Below are 24842 nucleotides of genomic sequence, written 5' to 3' on the forward strand. Positions count from 1 at the left end.
TCTCCTGGTGTTTTTAGCTTTTTTATTGCGGCGCGGTTTCTGCGGGCGCTACTTCTGCGCTATCGACATGATGCCGCTGCAAGGACGCCGCCACGAAACCGGAGGACTTCATTTCCTCGACGAATTGCGTGAGATAGCGCGTCGCCTCGGGCCGGTTGCGGGGCGTGGCCATGGCCTGGCGGATCACCATGAAATTCCCGTCCAGCAGACGCAGTCCTGGCAGACGTGCGACGTCCGCCGCGAGCCGCTGTTTGACGCCTGCCGCGACTTCATAGTGCTGCGTGAGCATCATGTCGGTCACCAGTGACGGAGCCGGCGCCCGCACAAGCTGTGCGTTCTTGATGCGTCGCGAGAGATACAGATCGTAGACACTTCCACCGCTGATAGCGATGCGCACGCCGGCCCGGTCCACATCGGCGTTGGTGTTGATCTTCGAATCCTGAGGCACCATATAGACGCCCTGGATAATCACGTACGGCGGCGTGTAGTCCATATACTCTGCCCGCTCGGGATCGATGCCGACGAATCCAACGTCCCACTGCTGTGCCTGGACACCTGCCGTGACCTTGCCGGCCGCGTTGTAGATGACGAAGCTAACCGGCACGCCCAAACGCTTGGCCAGTTCGCGCGCCAGATCGACCGAGATGCCCTCGGGTTGGCCGGTGGCGGTATTCATTGTGGCCAACACGGGGTTGCCGACGTTGATTGCGGCGCGCATCGTACCGGACGGTGCAAGCTCCGACACCACCTGGGCAGACGGGCGGCTGGCCTGTGGCGAGGTTGTGCAGGCAGCCAGCGCGGCAACGCAGGCCACACAGACAAGCGCACCGAGCCGCGAAGCCATCCACGCACTGCTGCGCCGCAGTGCCGAGCACCGCCGTTGGCCTGCCGTGTCATTCGGTGTCTTAAGTTCCATAGATCCTTGCATCATGAGTAGCGGTCCATATCAATGGTGAAATGCGTATGCGCACAACGCGGCGCAGTCGCCCGGTGAGTCAACCAGACGACTGAAAAATGGTTACGCCGCTTCAAGACTAGCTTGCCGAGATTTCCGTATGAATGCGATCGTCGTACGGACTCGCCAGAAACGGGAAAATCCGGGTGCGGTAATCGCGAATCGCTTGAGAAGCGTTATGTGCATCGTAAGCCGCGCGGTCGTCCCATGTCTCTACTACGGTGAAGTGATTGTCCGTGCCGACCTGCAACAGAAGTTCGACATTGCGGATGCCGTGTTCCTGGCGCGTGGTCGCGAGATACCCCCGCATGATCGGCAGCGCCTGGCTCACCTGGGGACGGACGATGTCCAGATGCACCACGACAACCACAGGGCCATTGGCCGTATCGCTTGTCGCATCGGCCAGCGCCATATTGGCGCCACCCGCGCAGAAACAGCTCGCCATCACCAGTATGACCACGCGAATCAAACGCTTCATTGCGCCTCCATCTTTTGAAGTATCGAAGAAAACTGCTTAGCCTTGCCACCTGAAGTCTTGCTTACGAAGTGCCTGAATAGTCCCGCTCGAACGTGTCTTCAGAATGAATGACGCATACCGAGCTGAAAGCCGGTTTCACTCTGTCCAGTCCCTGGCGTCAGGAAGGTGCCCGTCGTGGTTGCCGCATCGCCCATTTTGAACTGTGCGGTATGCGAGTTGTTGATCCGCGATGCAACCGCGTAAAGCGTCGTGCTCTTGGATAGCGAGTAGGTCGAAATCAGGCTGAACTCCTCGGCGTTGTTATGCAGCGAAGAGTCGTCCTGGATATACGCGTAGCCGGCACCTACTGTTAGTGCAGGATTGAACTGGTAGTCGGCAGAAAGGCTGTAGGTGTTGTGGTAGTTCCCCGGCGTATTGCTGACTGCACCCACAGCCGGATCGAACTTGCCGCCGGGGCTGCCGAGTGCGTTGCCCGTGGTGGCGGAAACCACGTCATTGGTGCGGAAGAAGCCCACATAGACTTTGCCCGATCCGTAGTTGTAGTTGCCGCCCGCCATCAACTGCTGGACGCGGTTGGTTTGCGTGGCATTCACCGCGTTCAGGTACGCCACAGCGACGTACACCGGTCCCTGCCAGCTTTGCACTGCCGCCTGGAAGATCCCGTTGCCGCCGGTATTGCCCGCCAGGCCGCCGAGCGAATAGTGGACTTCGACCTGGGTATGGAAGAAGGTTGGCGCAAAATAGGCGATGTCGTTATCGACCCGTGCCTGCCACTGCGCGAAATTATTGAAGCCCGAACCATAGGTGGCCGCGCCGAACGCATCCATATTGCCGCTGTAGAACCACATCGCGGTTTCCTGGCGGCCCACACGGAAGCTACCGAAGCGGTCATCCGACAATCCAACCCAGGCCTGACGATCGAACATGCGAAACGAGTTCTGTTGTGCACCGGTGCTGGGATCGAAGCCGCCCTCAATGTCGAAGTTGGCCTTCATGCCGCCACCAAGATCTTCGACCCCCTTCAGGCCGTAGCGGCTGGTGGACAGACCGTTGCTGCCCAACACCGTTAGCGATGTGCTCTTGCCTCCGACGGTGGACGATTGGTAGCCAATGTAGTTATCCAGCACACCGTAGAGCGTTACGGAAGATTGCGCGAATGCCTGGGGCGACGCGACCACACCTAGCAATGCACCGGCGGCACCGATCCTGATCAGCTTTTTCATTGGGTCTCCTTGAATACTATTATTTTGTTAGTCATGTTTAGTATCGGATCTAACGCCGATTTATATTTGTCTTCTCATGCGGGCCGCGCGCATCGCCGTATTGGCTGGCTGAATTCTTGCCGAACGGGTATGTGCTAGCAATACGTTTGACGCATAGCAGCTATGAAATTTTGCGGGGTGTGGCTTGCGCGCCCGATTGGCCATACCGGGTAAATACCCGTATATGGCAACACGTTGGCGAGCACGCCGGGCAGCAGGGTCGCGCGGTATCAGACCAGTGTCGCGCCGGCCCAGGCACCGCTATTCACGAGATGCACGATCTGTTGGCGCACCGTCTCCAGCACCTGGCGCTGGCTAGGGATGGGCGGTCTGTTGCGTGCGGAGATGATGGCGACGTCCCGGATGATCTCGGGATTGATGAGCGGCACGGCTTGCAACGTGCCTTTGCGCATTTCCTCTTGCACCGATACGAGTGGCAGGATCGTGCAGCCGCAGTTTTCCGCCACCAGTTGCTTGGTGATGTAGACGGAAGCGTCGCACTCCATGCTGAGATTGATGGACCTGGAAAAGCGGGCCGTCAGCGATTCCGCGAGAACCCTGAGTCCGTGGGGATGCGCGGGCAGAACCAAGGGCACGCTGGCGAGACGTTCAACCGGAAAGCCTTTGCCGATCGGGCCGAATTCGGGCGGCGCCACAAAATACAACTGCTCGCGCAGAATGACATCCGCGCCCAGCGACGCGTGATTTTCCGGCAGATACACGATGGCCGCGTCGATCTCGCCGTTCGCGATCCACTCCCGGATATAGCCGCCCAAGCCCTCCTTGAAGCGCATCTTGATGCCGGGATACTCCTGTTTCAAAGCCTTGCCGATCGATCCAAACAGGATCTTGGCAATGGTGGGCTGCGCGGCCAGCACGATGCTCGACGGCCCTTGATGCTCCGGCGAAGACAGATCGGCAGTGGCATGCTCGAGTAATTCCTTGACCTCGGTCGCGTATTTGACCAGACGATGCCCCGGCTCCGTTAGCACGACGCCGCGGCCGCTGCGATAGAACAGACGGATATTCAACTCCGCCTCGAGGGTCGAGATTTTCCGGCTCAAAGCCGATTGCGACAGGCCGACTTCAATGGCCGCTCGCGAGAAATTGCCGCTGGTCGCCACGCTGAGAAACATCAATAGATCTTCGGAGGTCATCTTGCAGTCCCGGTCAAACGCATGCCTTCCACCTGCTTCCTCCTGCTGGTGCGCGCGTGTCGGTGTGTGCGCTTAGGCGTCGTCGGACATAGTTGCATGATCGTGGAAATCTCACACTTAGCTTTCACCCGATATGATGCGGCGGGGCGACGGTAGCCCTAAGGGTTTGCGCCAGGTCTTAGGTCAACGAAGGGAATATATGGCGGCTTTGCCATTCCAGTGACAGCTTGCCGCCATGAATGCTGCGCCGCCCACGCGTCATTTGCAAAGCGTGCGTATTATCATCGACTCGCGATCGCGGTTCGCGATCGGACCTGCTGGGGAAACAGAACAACCGAAGGGAATTCTGCTCATGATCAACGTCATTCGGACGGCAGTTTTCATCGTGCTTGCGATGCTCACGCTCGACGCATTTGCGGCGCCGCTGGTTCAAACCCAAAGCGGCGAATTGAGCGGCGCCACGGAGGGGCATGTCCTCTCCTTCAAGGGCATTCCTTACGCGGCGCCACCGGTTGGCCCGCTGCGGTGGACTCCACCCGCGCCGCCGACGGCCTGGCAGGGTGTGCGCGACGCCACGAAGTTCGGCGCCAGTTGCGAACAGCCGCGGCGCAATTCGAAAGCGGTCATTCCCTGGACTGCGGAATATCTCGCCGATCCGCCGTTTAGCGAGGACTGTCTGTTCCTGAACGTCTGGACTCCCACGCTGCGTCCTGCGGGCAAGCTGCCGGTCATGGTATGGATTCACGGCGGCGGCTTTTCGGAAGGCTCGGGCGCAGTGCCGGTTTACCGGGGCGATCATCTTGCGCAAAAGGGCGTTGTGGTTGTCACGATCAACTATCGGATGGGCCTGTTCGGCTTTCTCGCGGATAAATTGCTCGATGCCGAGCAAGGCAGTTCGGGCGAGTACGGCATGATGGATCAGGTCGCCGCGTTGCAATGGGTCAAGGCCAATATCGCGAGCTTCGGCGGCGATCCGGCCCAGGTGACGATAGAAGGGCAGTCGGCCGGCGCGATCTCGGTCCATCATCTGCTCGCCGCGCCGTCGGCCGAAGGGCTGTTTGCGCGCGCGATTGCAGAAAGCAACTCGTGGGGCGATACGACGCTCATCCCGCGTGAGCGCGCCGAAGCGGTTGGCGACAAACTCTCTGGTCTGAGCGGCGCAACGACGCTCGAGGCGCTTCGCGCGCTCTCTGCGGATCAGCTTCTCGCATTGCAGACGGATCCGCGTTTGGGCGATCACGTGCGCTTCTTCCCTGTCGACGATGGCAAATTCATTCCTGAAGGGACGAAGGAGCGGACTGATGTGCCGGTACTGCTCGGGTCTAACCATGACGAAGCTAGCGCCTTTAGCCCGACGTGGCAGATCAGCACGACCCAGGCTTACCAGGCAATGCTTGGCGATCGTTTCGCACCGGTGTCTGCGCGTTTTGCTGCGCTGTATCCAGTGAAAAGCGATGCAGACGTATCGGCGACGGTGCGGCGGTTATTGGCGGATTCTGCTTCGGCAGGGGTGATTGCATGGTCGCAGGGGCGCGACGGCCAGGCGGCACCTGCGTATGGCTATCGCTACACGCATCCGGAACCGGGCCCGCTTGCCAAGCGCTTTGCGACGTTTCATAGCTCAGAGGTGCCGTACGTATTCGGCACGCTGGAGTATGGTCATCGGCCGTTCACTGCGAAGGACCGGGAGATTTCGCATCAACTTCAGTCTTACTGGGTCAACTTCATTCGCACCGGCAATCCGAACGGGCCGGGTCTGATGACCTGGCCGCAGCTCGATAGCGGCAACTTCATGCAGTTGGGTGACAAGCAGGCAGTCACACCGTTGCTGTCGAAGGAGCAGCGTGATGCGTTTAGCGACTGGCTAGCGGCGGGTGGGCGGATAGGCTTGTTCTAAAGAGGACCGCCGTTAGCGCCGTTCGGTCACGTCGTGATCAACGGGCGCAACTGGCGGATGTTGTCCAGCGTCTCCAGCCTGTTGATCCGCTCGATGAGCTGTTCCGTTCTGGCAGCCCCGAGGACCGGAGCCATCAGGTCACGCGCTTTCGCGCTAACGGCCTCGGTGCTGAGCGGATTCTCCTTGGTGCCGGGCGGGAACCTGGTGAAATGCTCGACGGTTCGTCCGTCGGTCGTCGTGACCTGAACGATTCCGCCACGCGGTGCGGCCGGGTCCATCAGAGCAGCGTCCGGCACAACGGTGATTTTCGAACGTTGCGCAAGAATGCGCGGATCGTGCATCAGCGCGACATCGTGGCTGTCGGCAAACGAGACCGCGCCCTTAACGAGCGCGACCGCAACCAGATGCTGGCAATTGACGTCTGGCATGGCACTTTCACCTACGATGCCCTCAGCATCGGTAGGAATCTTGACGACAATGCTGCGGACATTGTCCGGGGTAAGACCGTATTGCTTGCGCAACGTGAGGAATGCGTCCAACGGCGACTGGATCGGATAGCCCACCGAATAGGTCTTGATTGCCGTCTCGGTGACGTAAAACCGGCTGCCGAGTCCGTCGAGCATCGCTTCCGGCTTGGGATCGGTGGATAGCGCGATGAAGAGGTTATTCGCGCCGTCGAGCACATCGTTGACGCCCGTCATGCCCGCCTGCACCATCGTGACCGCTGTGACGCCATTGCGTGCGCCCATGCCGGCAAAGTCGAATGCCTTCTCGATGTGGTCCTTGTCCTTCACCCAACTCCAGAGTCCGGACACCTGCTGGGACGAATAGGAAATGGCATAGCGCATGCCTTGCTCGTCGAGCTGCGCGAGAGATGCGGCGGCGCCGAGCGCCCCGAAAGTGGAGGCCGTGCCCTCGGCGCTACGATGCGAGCCGCGCACCAGATCGGGTCCAAGCGCCATCAACAGGCGGCATGCAAGGTCGTACCCGAGCGCCACCGCGCGAATCAGATCCTGGCCGCTACGGCCCTCGTATTCACCCATTGCTAGCGCGGCAGGAACGACCGAGCTGCCGGGGTGCGCCTTGGTGACGGGTTCGAAGTCGTCGGTCTCGTCGGAGTGGGCGCACATCGCATTGGCGAGTGCCGCGTTGACCGTCGTCGTGCGAAAGCGTGCGCCAATCACGGATGCTTGCGGTGTGCCCCCTAGTTCCTGCACGTACTTCACGGCCAACTCGCCTGGCCTCATGCGCGAGCCGGACACCATTGCGCCGAAGGTGTCGAGGATACGGTGCTTGCATTCCACCACGACCTGCTCAGGCAGCGCATTGTCGCGAGCCGCAGTCATATAGCGCGCAAGCCGGCCCGTTATATCAGCGTCTTCTGCCGCAAACAGGCGCACAGGAGATACCGCCATTGCGGCGACGGCACCGGCGTATTGAAGCACGCGCCGGCGCGTCACCGTTCGATCTTCTGACATGCAGTCCTCACTTCATCGTCGTGGCCGGCAAATCGTTTTGGCAAGCCGGCTGATTGATTTATTGCATCGAGGCCCAGAAGGCGCAGTGATGCTCGTTGCTGTAAGCGTCGCCCGATACGATTTCAGTAGCGCCGCCCGCTAACAGACCGAGCCGTTGCGTCTTGGTCGTATCGTAGCGAGGCCAGTTCGGTTGTGACGCCGTGTTGGGATCACCGGCTCGCGCAAAGCTGGCCCAGTAATTCATCATCATGTGCGACAGCTTTGTTTGTGCGCTGGTAAGCGGCAGATAACCGCTCGACTGCCCCGCGGAGACTGGCGTGGACGCGTCGCCGCGCCAGATGTACTGAAGTTCGGACGAGTGCGCGGCGCCAATCTCAAACGACGGCGTGATCACCATGTAGGGTGTATGCGGTGCCGTTTCGTCGCGGAACTCGTAGGTGTAAGTGGGCACCCAGGCCGACAGCGCGTCTTCGACCGGAACCGAGCCGCACGCAAAGCGCGAATCGGTTTGCACCGCGGCGAGCGCGACCCCTGGCGCCGGATACGCGGAGAGCGGATACTCGTTGAGCACGCGGTCTGCCTTGTCGCCTTCCATAGTGCGCACGTTCGACACATAGGTTTCAGGCGTTACCGGTTGGCGGACCATGTCGTTGCCTTCGTAGACAAACACGCGGGTCTCGTGGCGCACATTGCCGATGAGCACGGGTACGCGATTGAATTTACCCGAGTGGAACGCATCGAGTACCGGCACAGGCTGAGCCTCCCCGCCGACTACGGGGCGCCAGTTCAGATTGGTTTTCGCTTGTGCGTCGATGATCTGAGCCGGCGTCTTCTGCCGTAGACAGGCTAGCTGGCTTGCAGGATCCGCGCAGCCGATCGCTTCGGCAAACGACTTGCCATGCGCAGCAGCGGTGTCATGGCTGATGATCGCGCAGTCGCCGATGCTCTCGATGACCGCCCGGTTGAATAGGCCCGCAGCGGCTGGCGACGCGAGCAGCCAGCAGACCGAGCCTGCGCCAGCCGATTGCCCCCCGATCGTGACATTGTTGGCGTCGCCGCCGAATGCGCCGATGTTTTGCTTGACCCATTGCAACGCGCGGATTTTGTCGAGATCGCCATAGTCGCCGCTCGATTGACCATCCGAGGATTCCGTGTCGAGGGCGGGCAGCGAGAGGTAGCCGAGTGCGCCAAGCCGGTAGTCGACCGTTACGACGATATTTCCGTGCGACACGATCTGTACGGGTTGCATGTCGGTGCTTGCCCCGTTGATCCATCCGCCGCCGTGGAACCAGACGATTACGGGCAGACGCGCATCCACATGACGCGGTTTCCAGACGTTCAGGTAGAGACAGTCTTCATTCCAGCTCGCCGCGTTGCCGGGGCGCCAGAACACGGCCGCCTGTACGCATGCATTGCCGGGTTGGGTGGCGTCGCGAACGCCGGTCCATGCGATCGCGGGTTGCGGTGCGCGCCATCGCATATCGCCGACCGGCGGCGCTGCGTAAGGAATCCCTTGATAGACATCGACGATGCCATGCGTGCTGCCGCGCAGGGCGCCTTCGCTGGTTTTGATCACCACAGCTTCGGCGGTCGCCGTGCTGTTGCCGGCAGCTTGCGTGGCCGTGGCGGCCAGCATCAGCGTGCAGGCAACGCAGGCCACGCAGGCAACGTGGCTCACGATGGCGACACACCGGGTCAGGAAATTTCCAAGCGGACCGCGACTGTTCGAACTCAGGCGCGCACGAAAAGCGTTAGTGTCATTCGACATGCTGACTCGTCTCCTCTGAAGGTCGTTCCTCGGGCATACGGTGTGCCGCGTGGTGGGCGTCTTCGCGATTCGCTGCCTTCGTGCCCACGTCGTTCTCGCTGATTCCTCAGTTGAATGATACCCGGGCCGTGAAAAAGCGGCGGCCGAACGAACAGGCGAGACCTTCGCCCAGCGTTGCTCGGACTGTTCGGCCCAGGTGTCTGTCAACGGCGCACTGTTGTCACCCTCCCTGTCTGGCCATGAACAACACCCCACTCGACGCTGCCCGCCTGGACCGAGGCCGGGACAACGTGGCCTTTCCCTTGTGCGGCAAGGCGCTGGGGCCCAATTGCACACGTTGACTGCTCGCCTGGCACACCCTATGCATTAGCTGGTGTGAGCGCGACACCCGATGCTCACTTAACGTAACCCGCATAACACTTTAGGAGTATTAACCATGAAATCGACTCTCATGATCAAGGATCTGCCGATCGCCGAAGAACTCGACAGCAAGGCAATGTCAGCCGTGCGTGGCGGTAGCGCAATCTCCATCGTCGGCGGCAATGGCCAGAACGTGGTCGGCGGCGGCGGCTTTGCCAGCCCGACGACGGGTATCCAGGTTGGACCGGCCGTCAACACGGTCGATGCAAGCTCGCATCTCAACCTGAGCCTCCCCACCATCCAGAATTTCGGTGGCACCCAGCTGGTTGTCTAAACAATGTGCGTGCCAACCCCACGACGGGGTGGCCACATCAATCTTTTCTCCAAGGAGTTAATCATGCACTCGAACCTCATGATCAAAGATCTGCCCATCGCCGAAGAACTCGACAGCAAGGCAATGTCCGCCGTACGTGGTGGCAGCGCCATCGCTGTGGTCGGCGGCAATACCCAGAACGTGGTTGGCGGCGGCGGCTTTGCCAGCCCGACGACGGGCCTGCAGATCGGGCCGGCCGTCAACACGACCGACGCGAGTTCGCATCTCAACCTGAGCATCCCCACGGTCCAGAACTTTGGCGGCTTGCAAGGCGTATTGCTGTAACAGGTGCGCGCGTCACCCTTCGCGGAGGGTGACGCCCGTCCGCTCAACTCCAGGAGTCAGTCATGCAATCGACCCTTATGATCAGAGATCTGCCCGTTAGCGAACAACTTGACCGCAAGGGCATGTCCGCTATTCGCGGTGGCAGCGCACTCGCCGGCGTCGGCGGAAACTACGGCAACGTGTTCGGCGGCGGCGGCTTTGCCAGCCCCACCATCGGTATCCAGGTTGGGCCGATCGTGACGACCACCGACGCGAGCCAGCATGTCAACGTTAGCATTCCGAACATCCAGAATTTCGGCGGCTATCAGCTAAACGCGCTGTAATGGTCCGCGGTATCACCTTCCGGGGAGGGTGGTGCTGCACACTTCAAGCGTTGGGACCACACGCGCTTTATCCCGCCCAGAGCAGGTCGGCGTTCGCGTAGCACTCTGCAAGCGCCGCTGTGCGGGACACATAAAACTGCACGATCCAGTCCGAGTACAACGCCTCGATGAGACTGGAGCTTTCGGGGTGGCGGCGAAGCTGTGCCGCCATCGATGCCGCGCGGGCGCCGGATTCGACAGCGAATCGGAATCCGTCGCCCGTGGCGGGATCGAGTTGCACGGCGGCGTCCCCGCATACGAAGTAGCCGGGGCCGGCTGCCTGCTGAAGGCAACGCCAACGGCGGCAATCACGCCATCGCCTGCCGATGGGCCACACGCCATCCGGCCATTGGACGGCGGTCTCACGCTGGGTTGACAGGGACGTCCAGATGGTCTGCGTGGCGGTCGCCTTGATCCACAGCCAGCCTTGCTGCGCGATTTCCCAGTGATTTTGCGGCGCTTGGGAGCTTGCTGCTGCTAGTCCACGCTCTAGCCACAATGCCGGGGAACCGATCGACTCTTCGAGTTGCATGGCACGCCGAAGCCAGCCGTTTGATCCGCTGGCGTCGATCACAATGGGGCTCGTGACCGACAATTCTCCCCAGCACACGCCGGAAATTCTGCCTTGCGCAACGTGCGGCTCGAGTCGGCCGGTAACGAGCGGAACGTATCGCACGCCTGTCTCGACAGCTTCGATCCTGAAGCATTGATCGAACTTGTCGCGCATCAGTGCGCGACCGGACTGCGGTAAGGGTTCTGGGTCGAGCCAGATGTCGGCCGCGTGCGAAAGACGCGGAGCAAGAGCAGCAAGCAGCGTTACAGAGGCGTGTGAAAGGTACTCCGGTGCGCCGCTCGAACGGCCGCGTCCGAGCATGACGACCTCCAGTCCCGCACGCGCGGCTGTGATGGCCGCAGCGCAAGCAGCGGGTCCGTCGCCAATGACGACAACATCTGCGTAGCTGTTCATTGCATGTCGCTAGCTAGCGGATGACGCGACGCGCGTCGCGCGTCAAGCGCCTCACAGATAAAGCGCCAACGCTGCAGCACCTGGCGCGGCGGTGCGAACCTGGTTCAGCAGAGCGGTGGCGGTCGAATCGCAACACAGGGCCTTTGCATACGGCACGCGCAAGCGGCCCGGCGCATTTTGCACCGGCTTTGGACCACGGTCGACCGGAAGCACAAACAGGAAGCGATAAGCGGTTTGCGCCCCCGGCGCCCGGTCGTCGACGCGACGCGCCGAGACCAGCCACAAGCGGGTATGGGCGGGTGTTTGTCCAGAATCGCAGGCAGCCACAGCGTGACGTAGCGCCCTGATGCGCCGGATCAGCTCGGCAGCATCGACGTGCTGCAAGGAACCGAACAGCATATTGCCAGCGAGCGCATTCGCTACGTAATCCGAACGATAGATGTCGGCGTATTCTGCCATACCGTCTGGCGTCAGATAAGGGCCATACTCACCGTCCCATCCGCGACAGTCCACGGCCATGCCCTTGACCACCAGCGGATGCGAAGGATGCAGGCCGATCTCCTCATCCAGCATCGGGATGGCGGTTGGAGCATCGGCACGATTGAAGGTGCGCGAAGCGTCCGGGCTGAGCGCGGGCCAGAAGCTGTTCGAGGCCGCGCATAGCTTGACGTCTTCTGCGAATGGACTGCCGAGTCCATGCGTCGCGAGAAAGATGCCGCCGCGATCGCCCGAATACGTCACGTCCCAGCCGGGTGCAAATACATTGGACGAAGCATCCGACAGGAACGACACCATTCTCACGCTGGAAGCCACCGGTCCCGTGTGATGGTCGGTGCGGGCCGCGAGGCTGAATGCGACGGAGATCGTGGTGTCCCTGGAGGTGAATGCCGGCGCGCCGGTGAGCGGATCGCTATGGTCCGGGTTGGCAGTCAACCGTTCGCCGCTGAGCGACGAAGGACCGCCATTTCTGAACTGCGATTTAGGATCGGTGTGCGTTTGCCGAAACCAGCGTTCCAGCTCGACCTGGTCGGCATACGGATAGAAATCGGGTGCGGCGACGATCGAATAGGCGGGAAGAACGGGCAACGCTGATGGTCCGCCGAGCGCGACGCTAACCACGCCCTCGGCGCAATGGTCGATGAAGAACCGGGTGTCGTATCCGCCGTCTTTGACCTCGTCCAGAAATTTCACACGGTTGTCCGGGTGCATGCACATGTTCAGCGGCGCTGCGCTTCCACGTCCTGCGGGGTGACGGATGTTGATGAACTCCGGCGCGTTGCGCGGCTCGGGGTAGCGGAGCCAGTTCGGCGCGAAGTGTGGAAAGTAGAGTTGTCGCACTTCATCGACCCCCGCGAGAAACACCCGAAACAGGGAATTGACGATGCGCATCGTGGTATAGCGCCGATTGACGATCTCGAGCAGCCACGGCCACTGGCGTGGCACTTTAAAGCTATATATTGGCGCGCTGTCGGTCTGCACGGACTCGATAAGCGGCAGAGGTTTGGGCATCACCAGCACGGCGGAACCGGATCGCACCAACGCCACTGCATCTCCAGCCTGGCCGCTGCTCGTCATGGTGAACGGCGGTGCGTCGAGGTTTGCCGAGCGCGGCACCTTAACGCCCCATGTCGCCTGCGCCGCGCGTTTGAGCTTGTCGCCGACATGGTGTTGCATGAAGGAGAGCGAAACAGAGATTCCGGGAATGCATTCCGGGCCTTCGAACAGCTTGTAGACAGGCGTCACGAAGTCCCGCTCGTGATCACGCATTTGCTCGCCTTCGATTAGCGCTAGCGCGTGCGGTCCCTTTTGGCGACGGACAAGGAACGCGCCGAAACGTGCCGGTAGCACGCGGACGTGTGCCACGTCTCCGGCATTGGGCGAAAAGCCGCGACCAAGCGGATCGAACAGAGCTTCGACGTCGCCATTGCGGGCAATACCCAGGCGCGAAAACACCATGTCGGCGTGTACCTGGTGGCCGGTGCGGCGGGCCGGCCGATACTGGTAGGCAAGCACTGCGACGTTCAGCTCCGGCCAGTCGCCGGGTGGCCCTGCTAGTGAATAAACGTAGTTCTCCAATAGATCCAGTTCGTCGAGCGAGATGCTTTCACCCACGGACTGCTCCGCGGGACGCGCGAGCACGTGATAAAGCAGGCTACGTGCCGGGTCTCCGGGTTCGATGGCCCGGTACGTGGTGCGGCATAAGTCGCAGACAAGCGGATCGGTCCAGTCGATCTTCAGCGCACGGGCGAGTTCGCTCACGGTGTCCGTTGCGCGAAGATTGAGGCCGTGACGCGCGAACGCCGCTTCCCAGCCAGGGGCGATGCGATTCAGTAAATCGCGTACAAGATCAACGAGCATCGGCGACCTCCGCGTGGCGTTGCTATGCGAACTCTGCTTCTGGCGTGCGATGCGTTGACGGTCTCTTGCCTGGTATGAATGCCGGTTTCGGCGCGTTACTGCCCAGACTAATATAGGTGATTCATGTGCTTGCGGTACTAGCGGATGTCCCTGGTCGTATCGCGGTGTTCCTGTTTGCAGGAAGCGTTGTTCTTTTCAAAACGATCTGGAGTCCGTTATTTCAATTGCGCGCAAGCGCGCGCGTTCTTCTATTGATGGTCGGTAGACGCCAGCCGACGCGGCAACAGGACTGATCGACGATGAACTACCGGCTCCCAGCCCTCTCATGCTAACGCGCAGAACCTTCCTGATCGGTGGTCTCGGCGTCGCCGGCGCCCTGGTCGTGGGGTGGTCGGCGTTGCCGCTGCGCCAGCGTCTGGCAGGCTCCGCGCCATTGCCGGTACAGGGCGCGCAGGTGCCGCTCAACGGCTGGGTCAAGGTTTCGTCGGACAACAGCGTGACAGTGATGATGTGCAAAGCGGAAATGGGCCAGGGCATCTATACCGGAGCGGCCATGCTGCTCGCAGACGAGATGGATGCCGATTGGGCGCGGGTGAAGGTCGAGCAGTCGCCGATCGACAAGATCTACAACAATCTGGATAACATCATTGGCGATCTTCCGTTTCGCCCCGACGATCACGGTGTCTTCGAAGAGTTGACCGTCTGGATGTTACGCAAGGCTTCGCGTGATTTCTTCGGCACGATGATCACGGGCGGCTCCACGAGCATCAACGACCTGTGGCAGCCGATGCGCGAAGCCGGCGCAAGCGCGCGCATGATGTTGTGCGGCGCGGCAGCCGAACAATGGCACGTACCGGCGGGCGAATGCCGCGCCGAGAACAGCCGCGTGCTGCATCCGTCGGGACGTTCGGCAAGTTTCGGCGAGTTGGCCGAACTCGCGGGCCAGCAATCGCTGCAGACGCACGTCGTGCTGAAGACACCAGCGCAGTTCAGGCTGATCGGCAAACCGGTCAAGCGTATCGATGGGCCGTCCAAGCTCGATGGGAGTGCGAAGTTCGGTATCGACGCGTTGCCGGACGGGTTGTTGTACGCGAGCGTGCTGATGTGTCCGACACTGGGAGGAACGCTCAAGGATTGCGACGACTCGGTGGCCCGCGCTTTACCAGGTGTCGTCAAGGTGCTGAAGGTCGATGCCTATAACGGCGGCACCGGCGGTGTAGCGGTGATTGCGGAGAATGTCTTCATTGCGATGTACGCGCTCGATGCCGTTGCCGCCTTGGGGATTGAATGGAACCATGGTGCAGCGGCCGAAGTTTCGGATTCCGACGTGGTTCGCAGCCTCACGGATGCCCTGGAGCATTCGGAAGGGCATGCTTACTATAGCCGGGGCGATGTCGACGGCGCCCTGAAAACAGCTGCCCGGGTGGTGAGCGCCGAATACCGTGCGCCGTATCTCGCGCACGCGCCTCTTGAACCCATGAACTGCACGGTACAGGTCACGGCCGACGGCGCCAAAGTCTGGGTCTCCACTCAGGTCCCGGCACTCGTGCGGAAGCAGGTGGCGAAGGTGTTGCACATGGATACCGACAAGGTGGAGGTGCAGGTGTTACTCCTCGGTGGAGGGTTCGGCAGGCGCCTGGAAGTGGACTACGTATCGCAGGCGGCCGCCATCGCGAGTGAGGCTGACGGCAGGCCGGTGCAGACGATCTGGAGCCGTCCGCAAGACATGACGCACGACTTCTACAGACCCGCCTGCGTGTCCCGCTTCAAGGCCGGGCTGAATCGCGCAGGCGAGCTGGTGGCGTGGCGCAACCTGTCGGCCAGCCAGTCGGCCGTTGTTGCATCGCTCAAGCGCAACTATGGTATCCCCGACCCGCTGCGCGATCGCACCACGGTGGAGGGCGCGTTCGACCAACCCTACGAGTGGCCCAATCTGCGGGTTGCGCAAACCACGGTCGACCTGCCGGTTCCGGTCGGGTTCTGGCGTTCGGTAGGGCATTCGCATCAGGCATTTTTTGTCGAGAGCTTCATGGACGAACTGGCCGCGGCCGCAGGCAAGGATCCGGTGGAGTTCCGGGCGGCTTTGCTCGAGCATCATCCACGGCATCTTGCGGTGTTGCGGCGTGCCGCTGTGCTTTCGAACTGGGGGCGTCCGCTTGCGCGAACCTCTGACGGCGCTGCCTGCGCGCGCGGCATTGCGCTGCACGAGGCGTTTGGCAGCATCGTCGCGCAGGTGGCGGAGGTGTCGATCGGCGCGAACAAAACCGTGTGTGTGCGGCGGGTGGTCTGTGTGCTCGATTGCGGTACGCCCGTGAACCCGAACCTGATATGCCAGCAGGTGGAAAGCGGCATCGTGTTCGGCCTGTCGGCGGCATTGTACGAAGCCATCACGATCGACCACGGGCAGGTGCAGCAGCAGTACTACAGCGACTTCCCAATCGTGCATATGGACGACTGCCCCGTCATCGACACCGAGATCATGTCGAGTGAAGCCGAGCCTCAAGGCGTGGGCGAAATTGCCACGCCACCCGTAGCGGCGGCCGTGGCCAATGCGATTTTTGCGCTGACTGGTCAGCGCCTGCGCACGCTGCCATTGCAACTCGCGTAAGTGGTGGGAGAGAACATGCTAACGCTCGACATCAACGGCAAGAAGGTGATGGTGAAATCGGATCCGGCTACACCGCTGCTTTGGGTGCTGCGGTGCGAACTCGGTATGACGGGCACCAAGTTCGGCTGCGGGATTGGTGTGTGCGGAGCCTGCACGGTCCATCTGGATGGTGCGGCCCAGGTGTCGTGCCAGGCTGTCATCTCCACGCTGGGCAACAGCAGAATCACCACGATAGAAGGACTCGGAGGCGCCGAGGCCGTCGCGCTCAAGGCCGCGTGGAGCAACATCGACGTGGTGCAATGCGGTTATTGCCAGAGCGCGCAACTGATGGCGGCCTCGGCACTTCTGAAGCAGAAGCCAACGCCGAGCGACAAGGACATCAACGACGCGATGTCGAACGTGGTGTGCCGTTGCGGCACCTATCCGCGTATCCGGGCGGCCATTCACGAGGCCGCTCGAAAGAAGACCGGGTAAAGCGTTAGTGCTTGTTCGTGTCTATGTCTGACTATGATTTGGCGGTTGGAACAGGTTGACGCATGGATGAAAAGCCTTGCGGATATTCGACGAGACGGGTTGGGTTTGGTGCTGGTTGCAGAAGCGAGCCGTACTGTGCCCCGCTTCGCGCGCCACCTACGATGGCTGTCATGGCCTGCCTGTCGAGTTCGACGCTGTCTGGAAGATCCTTGATTGCGATGATAGCCATGGTTGTTCCTTATGTCGTGATCGCCTGATTGCGTGGAATGAAGGTAGAGCTCTTCGGAATGTGACGGAGCAGCGGGAAATCCATAAAGGACTGCTTCGATTCAGTATAGACAATGCATCGCTCGCACGTGTTTTGCTCTGCACGGATGCGCCTGGCGCGATGACTGGGAAGTGATGGGCTGAAACCAACACAATAGGGCGATGCTGTTAGAAGCGGCACAACACCTGTGTATTGCAGGACGCTCTTGTGACATTGTTGTGTAATCCTGAATTGCGGAAGGCATGGGTGCGGACTAGTATCGATCGTGAGCATGTAACTTCTTACGACAGGTTGATTACGGTTTATCGGGAGCTGCGTGGCTTTAAAAAAATGGCAAACCTTGCGCACGCGATTAGCGAATTCCAGAACGGCGAGCTGTCGCAAGATGACTTCATCGCACAGCTCGACAGCACGCTGACGAAGGACAGTGTTGGTTCGGCACGGCTACTGGAGATATTGGGTGAAGCACATACACACATGCCGCTGCCTCCGGAGGTGTACGCGGAAGTTCAGCGCAGGATCGAGCGGCTGAGCGGCGCCAACCTGACACTGGGCGGCGGCGAGACGCGTGTGCAGACAACGCCGCGATATTCCGCGTCCCTTGCGGGCAGTCCAGCGCAATCTGCAAGCGGCGCAGGACAATCGAGACAATCGGTGCAACCCGGACAAGCGGGTGCGCCTTCTGATGCTCAGGCCGCCACCAGTTCCGAGGCTGTCAAAGGCGTTGGCGACACGCTCAATAACCGCTTCGTGCTGGAAGAATGCCTCGGCGTCGGTGGCATGGGCACGGTGTACAAGGCACTTGACCTGCGCAAGCTGGAAGCATCCGACCGCAAGCCCTACGTCGCCATCAAGGTCCTCAACGTACAGTTCCGCGGCAATCCCCAGTCGCTGATCGCGCTGCAACGTGAAGCCAAGAAAGCTCAGGTGCTGGCGCACCGCAATATCGTCACCGTCTACGACTTCGACAGGGACGGTGCGGTCGTCTATCTGACGATGGAATATCTGTCTGGCAAGCCGCTCAGCCGTCTGTTGCGCAACAAGAATTTCAAGGGGATGCCATACGACGCGGCGCTGCCGATCGTCAAAGGCATGGCCAGCGCGCTCGCCTATGCTCACGAGCATGGTTTCGTACACTGCGACTTCAAGCCAGGCAATGTGTTGCTGACGGACAAGAGCGACGTCAAGGTGATCGACTTCGGTATCGCCCGGGCGTTTCAGCGGCCTGATGAGGAGAGCGATGCAACCGTGTTCGATCCGGGCACGCTCGGCGCGCTGACGCCTGCTTATGCGAGTCCCGAGATGCTCGAGCATCTCGAGCCCGATCCGCGTGACGACGTGTATGCGCTCGGTTGCATTGTCTATGAACTGCTGACGGGACATCACCCGTTCGGCCGGCTCGCGGCCACCCAGGCCCGTAGTGCCGATCTCAAGCCGCAGCGTCCCGAAGGTTTGGGTACGCGCCCGTGGCGGGCCTTGCGCGGCGCTCTCTCCTTCGATCGCCGTACGCGCATGCCGACCGTCAACCGGTTCGTCAGCGAATTCTCGGCCCAGCCGCGTATTACAAGGCAACGCATGATGATTGCCGGGGGCGCTGCGCTCGCAGGGCTGAGCGTGGCTGCCCTCGGAGTCCTTTGGTACCGGATGCCTGGCAATTCTAACGGTGCGCCGAGTACAGCTTCAGCGCCACTGATTGCGGCGGCGCCGGCAACGTCGAAAGCGTTGACCGACCGCGTGCAAACGCCAGCGCCGCAAGCTGCATTGGCGTCAGGGGTGGCGTCGTCGTTAGCCGCGGTGTCGGCGCCGCTTCCACCCACGCTCGCATCGGTCGCCACATTGCTTGCGCACATGCCGTGTTCCGCGCTCGCCGCCTCGGTACAGAGCCATGCGGTAAAAGTGCATGGTTTCGTGCCGCAGGCAAACGGTATCGCCACGCTCAAGGATCGCCTGAGTGCGCTGCCGGGTGTGAGCACACTGAATGTCGACGTGACACCGGTTGCAGCGGACAAATGCGATGTCATTCAGTTCGTAGCGCCATACTGGACCCGCAACTGGCAGGCTGGCCACCCCGCCGCGCTTCAGGTGAAAGCGACTGACGGGCAACTTGCGGAGGGCGATCCTCTGGTGGTCAGCTTGACGACACCGGACTATGAGTCGTACGTGAATATCGACTACTACCAGTTAGACGGCAGTGTCGTGCATATGGTGCCCAGTCCGCGCGCGCCAGATAATCAGGCACCGGCGAATTACGCAGCGACCGTCGGCGGCGCGGGGGACTGGGTGATTGCCAAACCGTTCGGAACCGAACTGGTGGTGCTGATGGTCACGCCGGCACCGCTCTTCAACGCACTCCGGCCGGAAAGCGAAGCGCGCGCGGAGTATCTGCGCGCACTCGACACACGTCTCACACAGATCGCGGGCAAGTATGGTCCGGATCACATCGTGGCCGACGTTACTCAGATCAACACCCAACCTCGCAAGCAGTGAGGGCCGCGCAGCGCGGCCCCCTTGGACATCGCGGCTCATCTCCACTGGTTCGCTTACTTCAGATCTTTGACAACGCGGAAGCCGTTCTGCGACTGTCGCACGCTTTCGCTGTACTTAAAGCGCGTCGAAGCGAGCATGTAGTCGGCGCCTTCGAGCCACGAGCCGCCACGAATGACGCGCATGTTGCAACCGGACGCATCCCAGATACGACCGTCTGCCGGGGCGTCCTTGTACGAGCTGTGCCAGCAGTCACTCACCCACTGCCAGACGTTGCCACCCATGTCGTACAGACCATAGGGGTTTGCCGCGAACGTTCCGACGTTTTCCGGCCCCGTTTCGTGCCATGGGTCTCCGCAGCCCTTGCAGTTCGCGTTGCCTTTGCGCATCTGATCGCCCCACCAGTATGGCGTCGAGGTGCCGCCCCGTGCGGCGTATTCCCATTCTGCTTCGGTGGGCAGGCGATAGGGTTTGCCGGTCACCTTGCTGAGCCACTTGATGTACTGCTGGACGTCGTCCCAGCTGAGATCGCGAGCGGGAGCTTTCGTGCCCGTTGCGTTTTCGCTCGACAGCTTCGGGCAGGCATTGGCCGTTACACAGGCATTCCATTGTTCGACAGTCACGGGGTATTTGCCGATCGCAAACGGCGCGCCGACCGTAACGTGATGCGGTGGCCGCTCCGAGATGTCGCCTGCATTGCTGCCCATCGTGAACGAGCCGGCGGGTAGCGGCACCATCACTGGGCAAGCTGCGCAGTCCTTGCTCTCGCCGGCGGCTGGACTGTTGGCCGCGGGATTGGCCGGCGCCTTGGGAGCAGCGGCGACAGGTGCGGGCGGCGGCGCAGGGGCAGGTGCGGGACTACTCGCCACAACCGCGTGACCTGGTTGCGCCACGGAGGCCTGAGCTTTCGATGCGGGAGGTGGCGCGGGCGGCGCAGTTGCCGGCGCGGTGCCCGGCGTCGGCGCCGGCGCGGCGGCCTGCAAGCGCTCGATCCGTGCTTTCGCGAGCGCTGCAAAGCGGCCGTCAGGATAAGCCTTCAGATAGGCCTGGTAATCGCTCGCGTAGTTGCTGTTCTTGATCGAGTCCCAGAACGTCAGTTCGTATTGTTCGCTGCTGTCCTTCGGCATGATGCCGCGGCTGCGCATGGAGACAATCGCTGCGCTGGCAAGCTCCGGGCTATCCTGGCTTGCCACAGCGCCACCCGGATAGCGTGCGAAGCGAAAGGTGCCGGCAAGCGACGACACTGACCAGGGTCTTTGCTTATCCCCGGTATCGGCGCGTACGCTTCGTTCGACCCCACGGATGATCCCGTCGATGTCGCGTTCCGGCGCATTGCCGAGCGCACGCAGTAGCGCGCGTGTGTAGACGCCGTGGCTGCGACCGTCGGCGGCAAAGCCGCCTGGGGCTGCAGCGTAGGCGATAAAAGTCTGCTGTGGCAGCGCTAAGCCGGGCTTCTGGGTATCGGCGGAATGGAATGGATTTTCCAGGCAGGTATCGAGTATGACCACATTGGTCTTGTGCACGCGGGGTGCTGACATTGCGGCGAGCACATTGCTCAGGCCGATTCCATTGACGAGAAGAGAGGCGGGGGAGCGGGTGTCGACACCTGCCGGTACCAGGATCGTTTCGTTGCCGACCTGCAGACCATGTCCAGCAAAATAGAAGAGGCCGACACCACCGCTCGCAAGACGTGTGCGAAACGCGGCGAGCGCCTGTTGGATCTGTTGCGGCGTCCCATCCATGAGGACGCTCACCTCGAAGCCTAGCGAAGCCAGCAGCGCGCCCATGCTGCGGGCGTCGTTGGTCGCACTGCCAGGCGGAGTGGCTGCGCTGTCGCTATTGCCGATGACAAGCGCGACGCGCCGCTCGGCCGTGCTTTCCACGGCTCGCGTTGTCGTCTGAAGAATCGCGCTGCTGCCAGATCGAGTGACCGCATTGGCATCCGTCCACGACACGTGTAGGGCCCCGGCTATGCATACGAGCAGGAATTTTCGCCACATATTCAAATCCTGGTTGTCCGTACCGAACCTGCTTCCCGATGAAACAACGATAGCACGCGCCACATGCGTCACAAGGTTAACGAATGGTTCGTTTCTTTTTGTGAAGTTACGTTCTAAGCTAAAGGACGAAATACGAGCTCCGCACTCCCAAAGGAGGCGCAACATGCCAGTAAGAACAGCGCTCAGTGTTCTGGCCGTGATCTGCCTGACGGCCGCGGCGCCAGTCCCGCACCAGTCGCCGTCGCCGCCCGGCGCCGAGGAGTACATCATCTGGCCACCCGACGGCACCGTGATTCACGGCGGCAAGCTCTGGGTGCGAATGGGCTTGCGCGGCATGGGCATCTGTCCGAAGGGCGTCAGTTTTCCCAATAGCGGGCATCATCATCTGCTGATCGATACCGATCTTCCGCCGCTCGACCAGCAGATCCCCTCAGACCGCAATCATCTGCACTACGGTGCGGGCGAAACCGACGCGCGCGTCGAACTCGCGCCGGGTACCCATACCCTGCAGCTTCTGCTCGGGGATGAGAACCACGTGCCGCAGGTTCCCGCGGTGTATTCGAAAAAGATCACCATTTACGTACGTTAGGACCGCTTTGTATGCTTCGGTCCGGGAAGACGGGGGGCACGCACGATGAAGAAGATAATCGCTCTCGCTGCATTGGCCGCCATGGTCTGGCTGAGTGCTGCCTTTGCGGCCGGTACGCCGTCGCCGCCCGGCGCATTCTGCTATATCGGCTATCCGAACGAAGGACAGACGATGCCTGCGGGCAAACCGTTTCGCGTGTGGTTCGGCCTGCGTAACATGGGCGTGGCACCCAAAGGCGTCAATTACCCGAACACTGGCCACCACCACTTGCTGATCGATACCAGCTTGCCCCCGCTCGACCAGGAGATTCCTTCCGATCGTAACCATCTGCATTTCGGCGCGGGCGAAACCGAAACGACGTTGGTGCTGCCGCCCGGGAAACACACGCTTCAGCTATTGATGGGCGACTACATGCATATGCCTCACGATCCGCCGGTCTACTCGAAGAAGATCACGATCTACGTCAAGTAACTACATCAATGCTGTGTCGGGCATTGTCTGTTGGTGTGGCGCCAACGGTGTGAATGGATCGTGTTGGAACGCGGCAATCACATGGCGGCTTGCAGATCCTGACGATGCAAGAGGCTACGTCCTTCGATTTGCTGAGCAGCGGCGTGATTTCAGGCGATTGGGTGCTTTTGAGCGGGCAGCAGCGGGGTTATGGCACGACCTGTGCATAAGATGGGTGCGAGCAGACACGAGATGCTTCCACCCTCGACACCGGAGAACCGCAATGAACACGCTCATGATTTCAGATCTGGCCGACACAGATGAACTCGACCGCAAGACGATGCGCGCGGTGCGCGGCGGCCTGGCGGCAAGCGGGCTGACGTCCTTGTTTCCCTCCCTTAGCCAGTTCAAATTCGGCAATGGCATCACGATCGGCGCTTCGCAACTGATCAATCAAGGCCTGAACATCGACAACGTCAATGGCATGGACACGGCCTTCGCGACTGGCATGTCTTCGACGATCACGCCGCATCAGTCCGCCAATAACAGCATCACGCTGATCTGACAGCTGCGCTCCGGCTACAGGACGCAATCAAAACGCGCCTGCAGCTGATCGTTCTGTCCATACAGCTGCGCTTACTGGAGAAAATCGTGTCTGCCTTGTTCTGTCTGGCAGCGGGTCATCGCACGCCGGTTGCGGCAGCGACGCAAGAAAGTACCTGCAGCCGTGCACACGTCGAGCATCGAAGCTCAGCGCTGTGGGTGCTGGGGGCCGTGACGCTGTGTGCAGTACTGCTATGCGGTTGCGTCGACGTCAGCATGCCCGCCTATCAGCGCCCCGATACGCCGGCGAAGGATTCGTGGTCGAACGGGAGCGTGGCCGTATCCGCCGCCGCCACCATCGAGCCCGACTGGTGGAAAACCTTCCAGGACCCGTATCTGAACACTTTGATTGCGAAAGCGATAGCAGGCAATTTCGACATCAAGATCCTTGCCGCACGTATTCAGGTGGCGGGCGCCCAGATCGGCGAGGCGCAGGCGGGCGCCCTCCCTACCCTGGACGCAGGCGCTGGCGGTAACTTCCAGAAGAGCACAGGCGTGCCGTTCCAGCAGCAGTACATGCTGGGGACCCAGGTCAACTGGGACATCGACATCTGGGGCAAGGTCGAGAAGGGCGTGCAGGCACAGAAAGCCGAATTTCATGCGACGGAAGCGGATTGGCGCGCGGGGTACCTGGAACTGGTTTCCAACGTCTCCGTGACCTATTTCCAGATTCTTCAGTACGACGATCAGATTACCCAGCAGGAGAAGACGCTGGCTACTAACCGGCAGATACTCACGATCTACGATGGTCAAAGCCGCAGCGGCCTGATACCTCAAACCGTCGTTATGCGCCAACAGGCCGAAATCAACCGGTTGACGAACGAGTTGCTGGAACTGCGCCGCTCGCGCGATCTCGCGAACAATGCGCTTGCCACGCTGGTCGGCGTGCCGGCGGGCGAATTCCAGCTGCCGGACGGGCACTTGCAGCAACGCGTCCAGTTGCCGCCGGTCCCCGCGGGACTGCCCGCCCAGTTGCTGGCGCGGCGGCCGGATATCGTGGCTGCGGAATTCCGCGTGCTGGAAGCCTACGACCTCGTCGGTCAGGCGAAGCTGGCCCAATTGCCCACCATCAGTCTGACGGGGCACGCCGGCACCGCGAGCTTTGCGCTGTCCTCCCTGCTGAAGGCGTTCACGTACGGCCTGATGCCCAGCATCGACTTTCCGATTTTCGATCCCGGCGTGCGCGCCCACGTGAAGACGAGCAAGGCACAAGGCGATCTTGCCGAGCAGCAGTATCGCCGCACGGTGATGGGTGCATTCGAAGAGGTCGAGAACGCGCTCGTCAATCTAGACTCGCATCGCAAGCAACGTGTGGAACTGCAACAGGAAGTAGCGCGGTTGCGCCTCGTTGCCGATCAGATCGAAGCGCAGTTGAAGGAAGGCGTGGTGTCGCAGCTTGAAGTGTTCGAGACGGAGCGCACGCTGCTCGAGGCGCAACTCGCGCTGCTGGCCAATCATCAGCAGATTCTCTCGGACACCGTGCTGCTCTACAAGGCGCTTGGCGGTGGCTGGCCCGCGCTCGATGTGCAGGCTGAAGTGAAGGAAAACTAAGGGAATGCTGAGGTAAAGCGTAGGCACACGCAGACAACATCAAGGCAAAGGCAACACCAGGGGCAAACGGATAATTGACTCCCGCAATGCGTGTCTTACAATTTGATTGTCATCG

At 61.2% G+C, this 24842-nt stretch carries 21 protein-coding genes and 1 pseudogene; 11 read left to right on the top strand and 11 right to left on the bottom strand.

The genetic code is table 11. The annotated features are described in order from the left end of the window. Positions 1–22 precede the first annotated feature (22 nt). The 4 genes from BUS06_RS25525 to BUS06_RS25540 form a co-directional block, all read right to left on the bottom strand. Positions 23–844: an ABC transporter substrate-binding protein gene (locus BUS06_RS25525; RefSeq protein WP_083611781.1), complete on the bottom strand. Its 822-nt coding sequence runs from the start codon at positions 842–844 to the stop codon at positions 23–25. A gap of 190 nt (positions 845–1034) precedes the next feature. Continuing rightward, positions 1035–1433, bottom strand: coding sequence for a putative quinol monooxygenase (locus BUS06_RS25530; RefSeq protein ID WP_074267186.1), 399 nt, complete (start codon positions 1431–1433; stop codon positions 1035–1037). Between the two features lie 98 nt (positions 1434–1531). Next, positions 1532–2656: a porin gene (locus BUS06_RS25535; RefSeq protein ID WP_074267187.1), complete on the bottom strand. Its 1125-nt coding sequence runs from the start codon at positions 2654–2656 to the stop codon at positions 1532–1534. A gap of 269 nt (positions 2657–2925) precedes the next feature. Further along, a complete protein-coding gene (locus tag BUS06_RS25540) occupies positions 2926–3852 on the bottom strand; it encodes a LysR family transcriptional regulator (RefSeq protein WP_074267188.1) in 927 nt (308 codons plus the stop codon). Positions 3853–4204: 352 nt separating this feature from the next. Here BUS06_RS25540 and BUS06_RS25545 point away from each other — a divergent pair, with 352 nt between their 5' ends. Continuing rightward, positions 4205–5749, top strand: coding sequence for a carboxylesterase/lipase family protein (locus BUS06_RS25545; RefSeq protein ID WP_074269289.1), 1545 nt, complete (start codon positions 4205–4207; stop codon positions 5747–5749). A gap of 26 nt (positions 5750–5775) precedes the next feature. Here BUS06_RS25545 and BUS06_RS25550 read toward each other — a convergent pair whose 3' ends face one another. Together BUS06_RS25550 and BUS06_RS25555 are read right to left on the bottom strand one after the other, a co-directional pair. Further along, complete coding sequence (locus BUS06_RS25550; RefSeq protein WP_074267189.1) at positions 5776–7227, bottom strand: MmgE/PrpD family protein; 1452 nt, start codon at positions 7225–7227, stop codon at positions 5776–5778. A gap of 58 nt (positions 7228–7285) precedes the next feature. Further along, positions 7286–8995, bottom strand: a complete 1710-nt coding sequence (locus BUS06_RS25555) for a carboxylesterase/lipase family protein (RefSeq protein ID WP_083611595.1) — start codon at positions 8993–8995, stop codon at positions 7286–7288. Between the two features lie 436 nt (positions 8996–9431). On the opposite strand from BUS06_RS25555, the gene BUS06_RS25560 reads away from it, so the two are divergent. From BUS06_RS25560 to BUS06_RS25570, 3 genes are all read left to right on the top strand, one after another. Then, positions 9432–9689: a hypothetical protein gene (locus BUS06_RS25560; protein ID WP_074267190.1), complete on the top strand. Its 258-nt coding sequence runs from the start codon at positions 9432–9434 to the stop codon at positions 9687–9689. 63 nt (positions 9690–9752) lie between these two features. Next, positions 9753–10013 carry a hypothetical protein gene (locus BUS06_RS25565; protein WP_074267191.1) on the top strand — a complete coding sequence of 87 codons (261 nt, stop codon included), beginning with the start codon at positions 9753–9755 and terminating at the stop codon, positions 10011–10013. 62 nt (positions 10014–10075) lie between these two features. Beyond that, positions 10076–10336, top strand: a complete 261-nt coding sequence (locus tag BUS06_RS25570; protein ID WP_074267192.1) for a hypothetical protein — start codon at positions 10076–10078, stop codon at positions 10334–10336. Positions 10337–10403: 67 nt separating this feature from the next. Here BUS06_RS25570 and BUS06_RS25575 read toward each other — a convergent pair whose 3' ends face one another. After that, complete coding sequence (locus tag BUS06_RS25575; RefSeq protein ID WP_074267193.1) at positions 10404–11342, bottom strand: NAD(P)/FAD-dependent oxidoreductase; 939 nt, start codon at positions 11340–11342, stop codon at positions 10404–10406. A 51-nt stretch (positions 11343–11393) separates the two neighbouring features. Next, on the bottom strand, positions 11394–13700 hold the full coding sequence (locus BUS06_RS25580) for a hypothetical protein (RefSeq protein ID WP_074267194.1): 2307 nt from the start codon (positions 13698–13700) through the stop codon (positions 11394–11396). Between the two features lie 325 nt (positions 13701–14025). Here BUS06_RS25580 and BUS06_RS25585 point away from each other — a divergent pair, with 325 nt between their 5' ends. Together BUS06_RS25585 and BUS06_RS25590 are read left to right on the top strand one after the other, a co-directional pair. Beyond that, a complete protein-coding gene (locus BUS06_RS25585; protein ID WP_074267195.1) occupies positions 14026–16308 on the top strand; it encodes a xanthine dehydrogenase family protein molybdopterin-binding subunit in 2283 nt (760 codons plus the stop codon). Between the two features lie 15 nt (positions 16309–16323). After that, positions 16324–16782 (top strand): (2Fe-2S)-binding protein, encoded by a 459-nt coding sequence (locus tag BUS06_RS25590; protein WP_074267196.1) that lies wholly within the window; start codon positions 16324–16326, stop codon positions 16780–16782. A gap of 31 nt (positions 16783–16813) precedes the next feature. On the opposite strand, the gene BUS06_RS25595 is transcribed toward BUS06_RS25590, so the two are convergent. Further along, the gene (locus tag BUS06_RS25595) at positions 16814–17011 is read right to left on the bottom strand and encodes a hypothetical protein (RefSeq protein WP_074267197.1); all 198 of its coding nucleotides are present in this window, start codon (positions 17009–17011) and stop codon (positions 16814–16816) included. Between the two features lie 369 nt (positions 17012–17380). Between BUS06_RS25595 and BUS06_RS25600 the strand changes: the two genes are divergently transcribed. Further along, on the top strand, positions 17381–19537 hold the full coding sequence (locus BUS06_RS25600) for a serine/threonine protein kinase (RefSeq protein ID WP_074267198.1): 2157 nt from the start codon (positions 17381–17383) through the stop codon (positions 19535–19537). A gap of 53 nt (positions 19538–19590) precedes the next feature. Here BUS06_RS25600 and BUS06_RS38825 read toward each other — a convergent pair whose 3' ends face one another. Both BUS06_RS38825 and BUS06_RS38830 read right to left on the bottom strand, forming a co-directional pair. Further along, entirely contained in the window at positions 19591–20679 is a 1089-nt protein-coding gene (locus BUS06_RS38825) for a formylglycine-generating enzyme family protein (RefSeq protein ID WP_438803567.1), read from the bottom strand. A 90-nt stretch (positions 20680–20769) separates the two neighbouring features. Then, a pseudogene (locus BUS06_RS38830) lies at positions 20770–21804 on the bottom strand (caspase family protein); the annotation flags it as partial. Between BUS06_RS38830 and BUS06_RS25610 the strand changes: the two are divergent. From BUS06_RS25610 to BUS06_RS25625, 4 genes are all read left to right on the top strand, one after another. Further along, positions 21698–22123, top strand: a complete 426-nt coding sequence (locus BUS06_RS25610) for a DUF4399 domain-containing protein (protein WP_083611596.1) — start codon at positions 21698–21700, stop codon at positions 22121–22123. The pseudogene BUS06_RS38830 and the gene BUS06_RS25610 overlap by 107 nt on opposite strands. Before the next feature lie 45 nt (positions 22124–22168). Next, the gene (locus BUS06_RS25615; protein ID WP_074267200.1) at positions 22169–22594 is read left to right on the top strand and encodes a DUF4399 domain-containing protein; all 426 of its coding nucleotides are present in this window, start codon (positions 22169–22171) and stop codon (positions 22592–22594) included. A 262-nt stretch (positions 22595–22856) separates the two neighbouring features. Then, on the top strand, positions 22857–23138 hold the full coding sequence (locus BUS06_RS25620) for a hypothetical protein (RefSeq protein ID WP_074267201.1): 282 nt from the start codon (positions 22857–22859) through the stop codon (positions 23136–23138). Between the two features lie 197 nt (positions 23139–23335). Beyond that, positions 23336–24727, top strand: a complete 1392-nt coding sequence (locus tag BUS06_RS25625) for an efflux transporter outer membrane subunit (RefSeq protein ID WP_254369080.1) — start codon at positions 23336–23338, stop codon at positions 24725–24727. The last annotated feature ends 115 nt before the right edge of the window (positions 24728–24842 follow it).

Source organism: Paraburkholderia phenazinium, from assembly GCF_900141745.1.
Classification (GTDB): domain Bacteria; phylum Pseudomonadota; class Gammaproteobacteria; order Burkholderiales; family Burkholderiaceae; genus Paraburkholderia; species Paraburkholderia phenazinium_B.

Excerpts from the sequence above, each read along its gene's own strand:
- BUS06_RS25615 (WP_074267200.1), top strand. The coding sequence starts at position 22,169 with ATGAAGAAGATAATCGCTCTCGCTGCATTGGCCGCCATGGTCTGGCTG.
- BUS06_RS25620 (WP_074267201.1), top strand. The coding sequence starts at position 22,857 with ATGAACACGCTCATGATTTCAGATCTGGCCGACACAGATGAACTCGAC.
- BUS06_RS25610 (WP_083611596.1), top strand. The coding sequence starts at position 21,698 with ATGCCAGTAAGAACAGCGCTCAGTGTTCTGGCCGTGATCTGCCTGACG.
- BUS06_RS25600 (WP_074267198.1), top strand. The coding sequence starts at position 17,381 with ATGGCAAACCTTGCGCACGCGATTAGCGAATTCCAGAACGGCGAGCTG.
- BUS06_RS25585 (WP_074267195.1), top strand. The coding sequence starts at position 14,026 with ATGCTAACGCGCAGAACCTTCCTGATCGGTGGTCTCGGCGTCGCCGGC.
- BUS06_RS25565 (WP_074267191.1), top strand. The coding sequence starts at position 9,753 with ATGCACTCGAACCTCATGATCAAAGATCTGCCCATCGCCGAAGAACTC.
- BUS06_RS25530 (WP_074267186.1), bottom strand. The coding sequence starts at position 1,433 with ATGAAGCGTTTGATTCGCGTGGTCATACTGGTGATGGCGAGCTGTTTC.
- BUS06_RS25560 (WP_074267190.1), top strand. The coding sequence starts at position 9,432 with ATGAAATCGACTCTCATGATCAAGGATCTGCCGATCGCCGAAGAACTC.
- BUS06_RS25535 (WP_074267187.1), bottom strand. The coding sequence starts at position 2,656 with ATGAAAAAGCTGATCAGGATCGGTGCCGCCGGTGCATTGCTAGGTGTG.
- BUS06_RS25555 (WP_083611595.1), bottom strand. The coding sequence starts at position 8,995 with ATGTCGAATGACACTAACGCTTTTCGTGCGCGCCTGAGTTCGAACAGT.
- BUS06_RS25545 (WP_074269289.1), top strand. The coding sequence starts at position 4,205 with ATGATCAACGTCATTCGGACGGCAGTTTTCATCGTGCTTGCGATGCTC.
- BUS06_RS38825 (WP_438803567.1), bottom strand. The coding sequence starts at position 20,679 with ATGCGCAGCCGCGGCATCATGCCGAAGGACAGCAGCGAACAATACGAA.
- BUS06_RS25575 (WP_074267193.1), bottom strand. The coding sequence starts at position 11,342 with ATGAACAGCTACGCAGATGTTGTCGTCATTGGCGACGGACCCGCTGCT.
- BUS06_RS25595 (WP_074267197.1), bottom strand. The coding sequence starts at position 17,011 with ATGGCTATCATCGCAATCAAGGATCTTCCAGACAGCGTCGAACTCGAC.
- BUS06_RS25525 (WP_083611781.1), bottom strand. The coding sequence starts at position 844 with ATGGCTTCGCGGCTCGGTGCGCTTGTCTGTGTGGCCTGCGTTGCCGCG.
- BUS06_RS25590 (WP_074267196.1), top strand. The coding sequence starts at position 16,324 with ATGCTAACGCTCGACATCAACGGCAAGAAGGTGATGGTGAAATCGGAT.
- BUS06_RS25580 (WP_074267194.1), bottom strand. The coding sequence starts at position 13,700 with ATGCTCGTTGATCTTGTACGCGATTTACTGAATCGCATCGCCCCTGGC.
- BUS06_RS25570 (WP_074267192.1), top strand. The coding sequence starts at position 10,076 with ATGCAATCGACCCTTATGATCAGAGATCTGCCCGTTAGCGAACAACTT.
- BUS06_RS25550 (WP_074267189.1), bottom strand. The coding sequence starts at position 7,227 with ATGTCAGAAGATCGAACGGTGACGCGCCGGCGCGTGCTTCAATACGCC.
- BUS06_RS25540 (WP_074267188.1), bottom strand. The coding sequence starts at position 3,852 with ATGACCTCCGAAGATCTATTGATGTTTCTCAGCGTGGCGACCAGCGGC.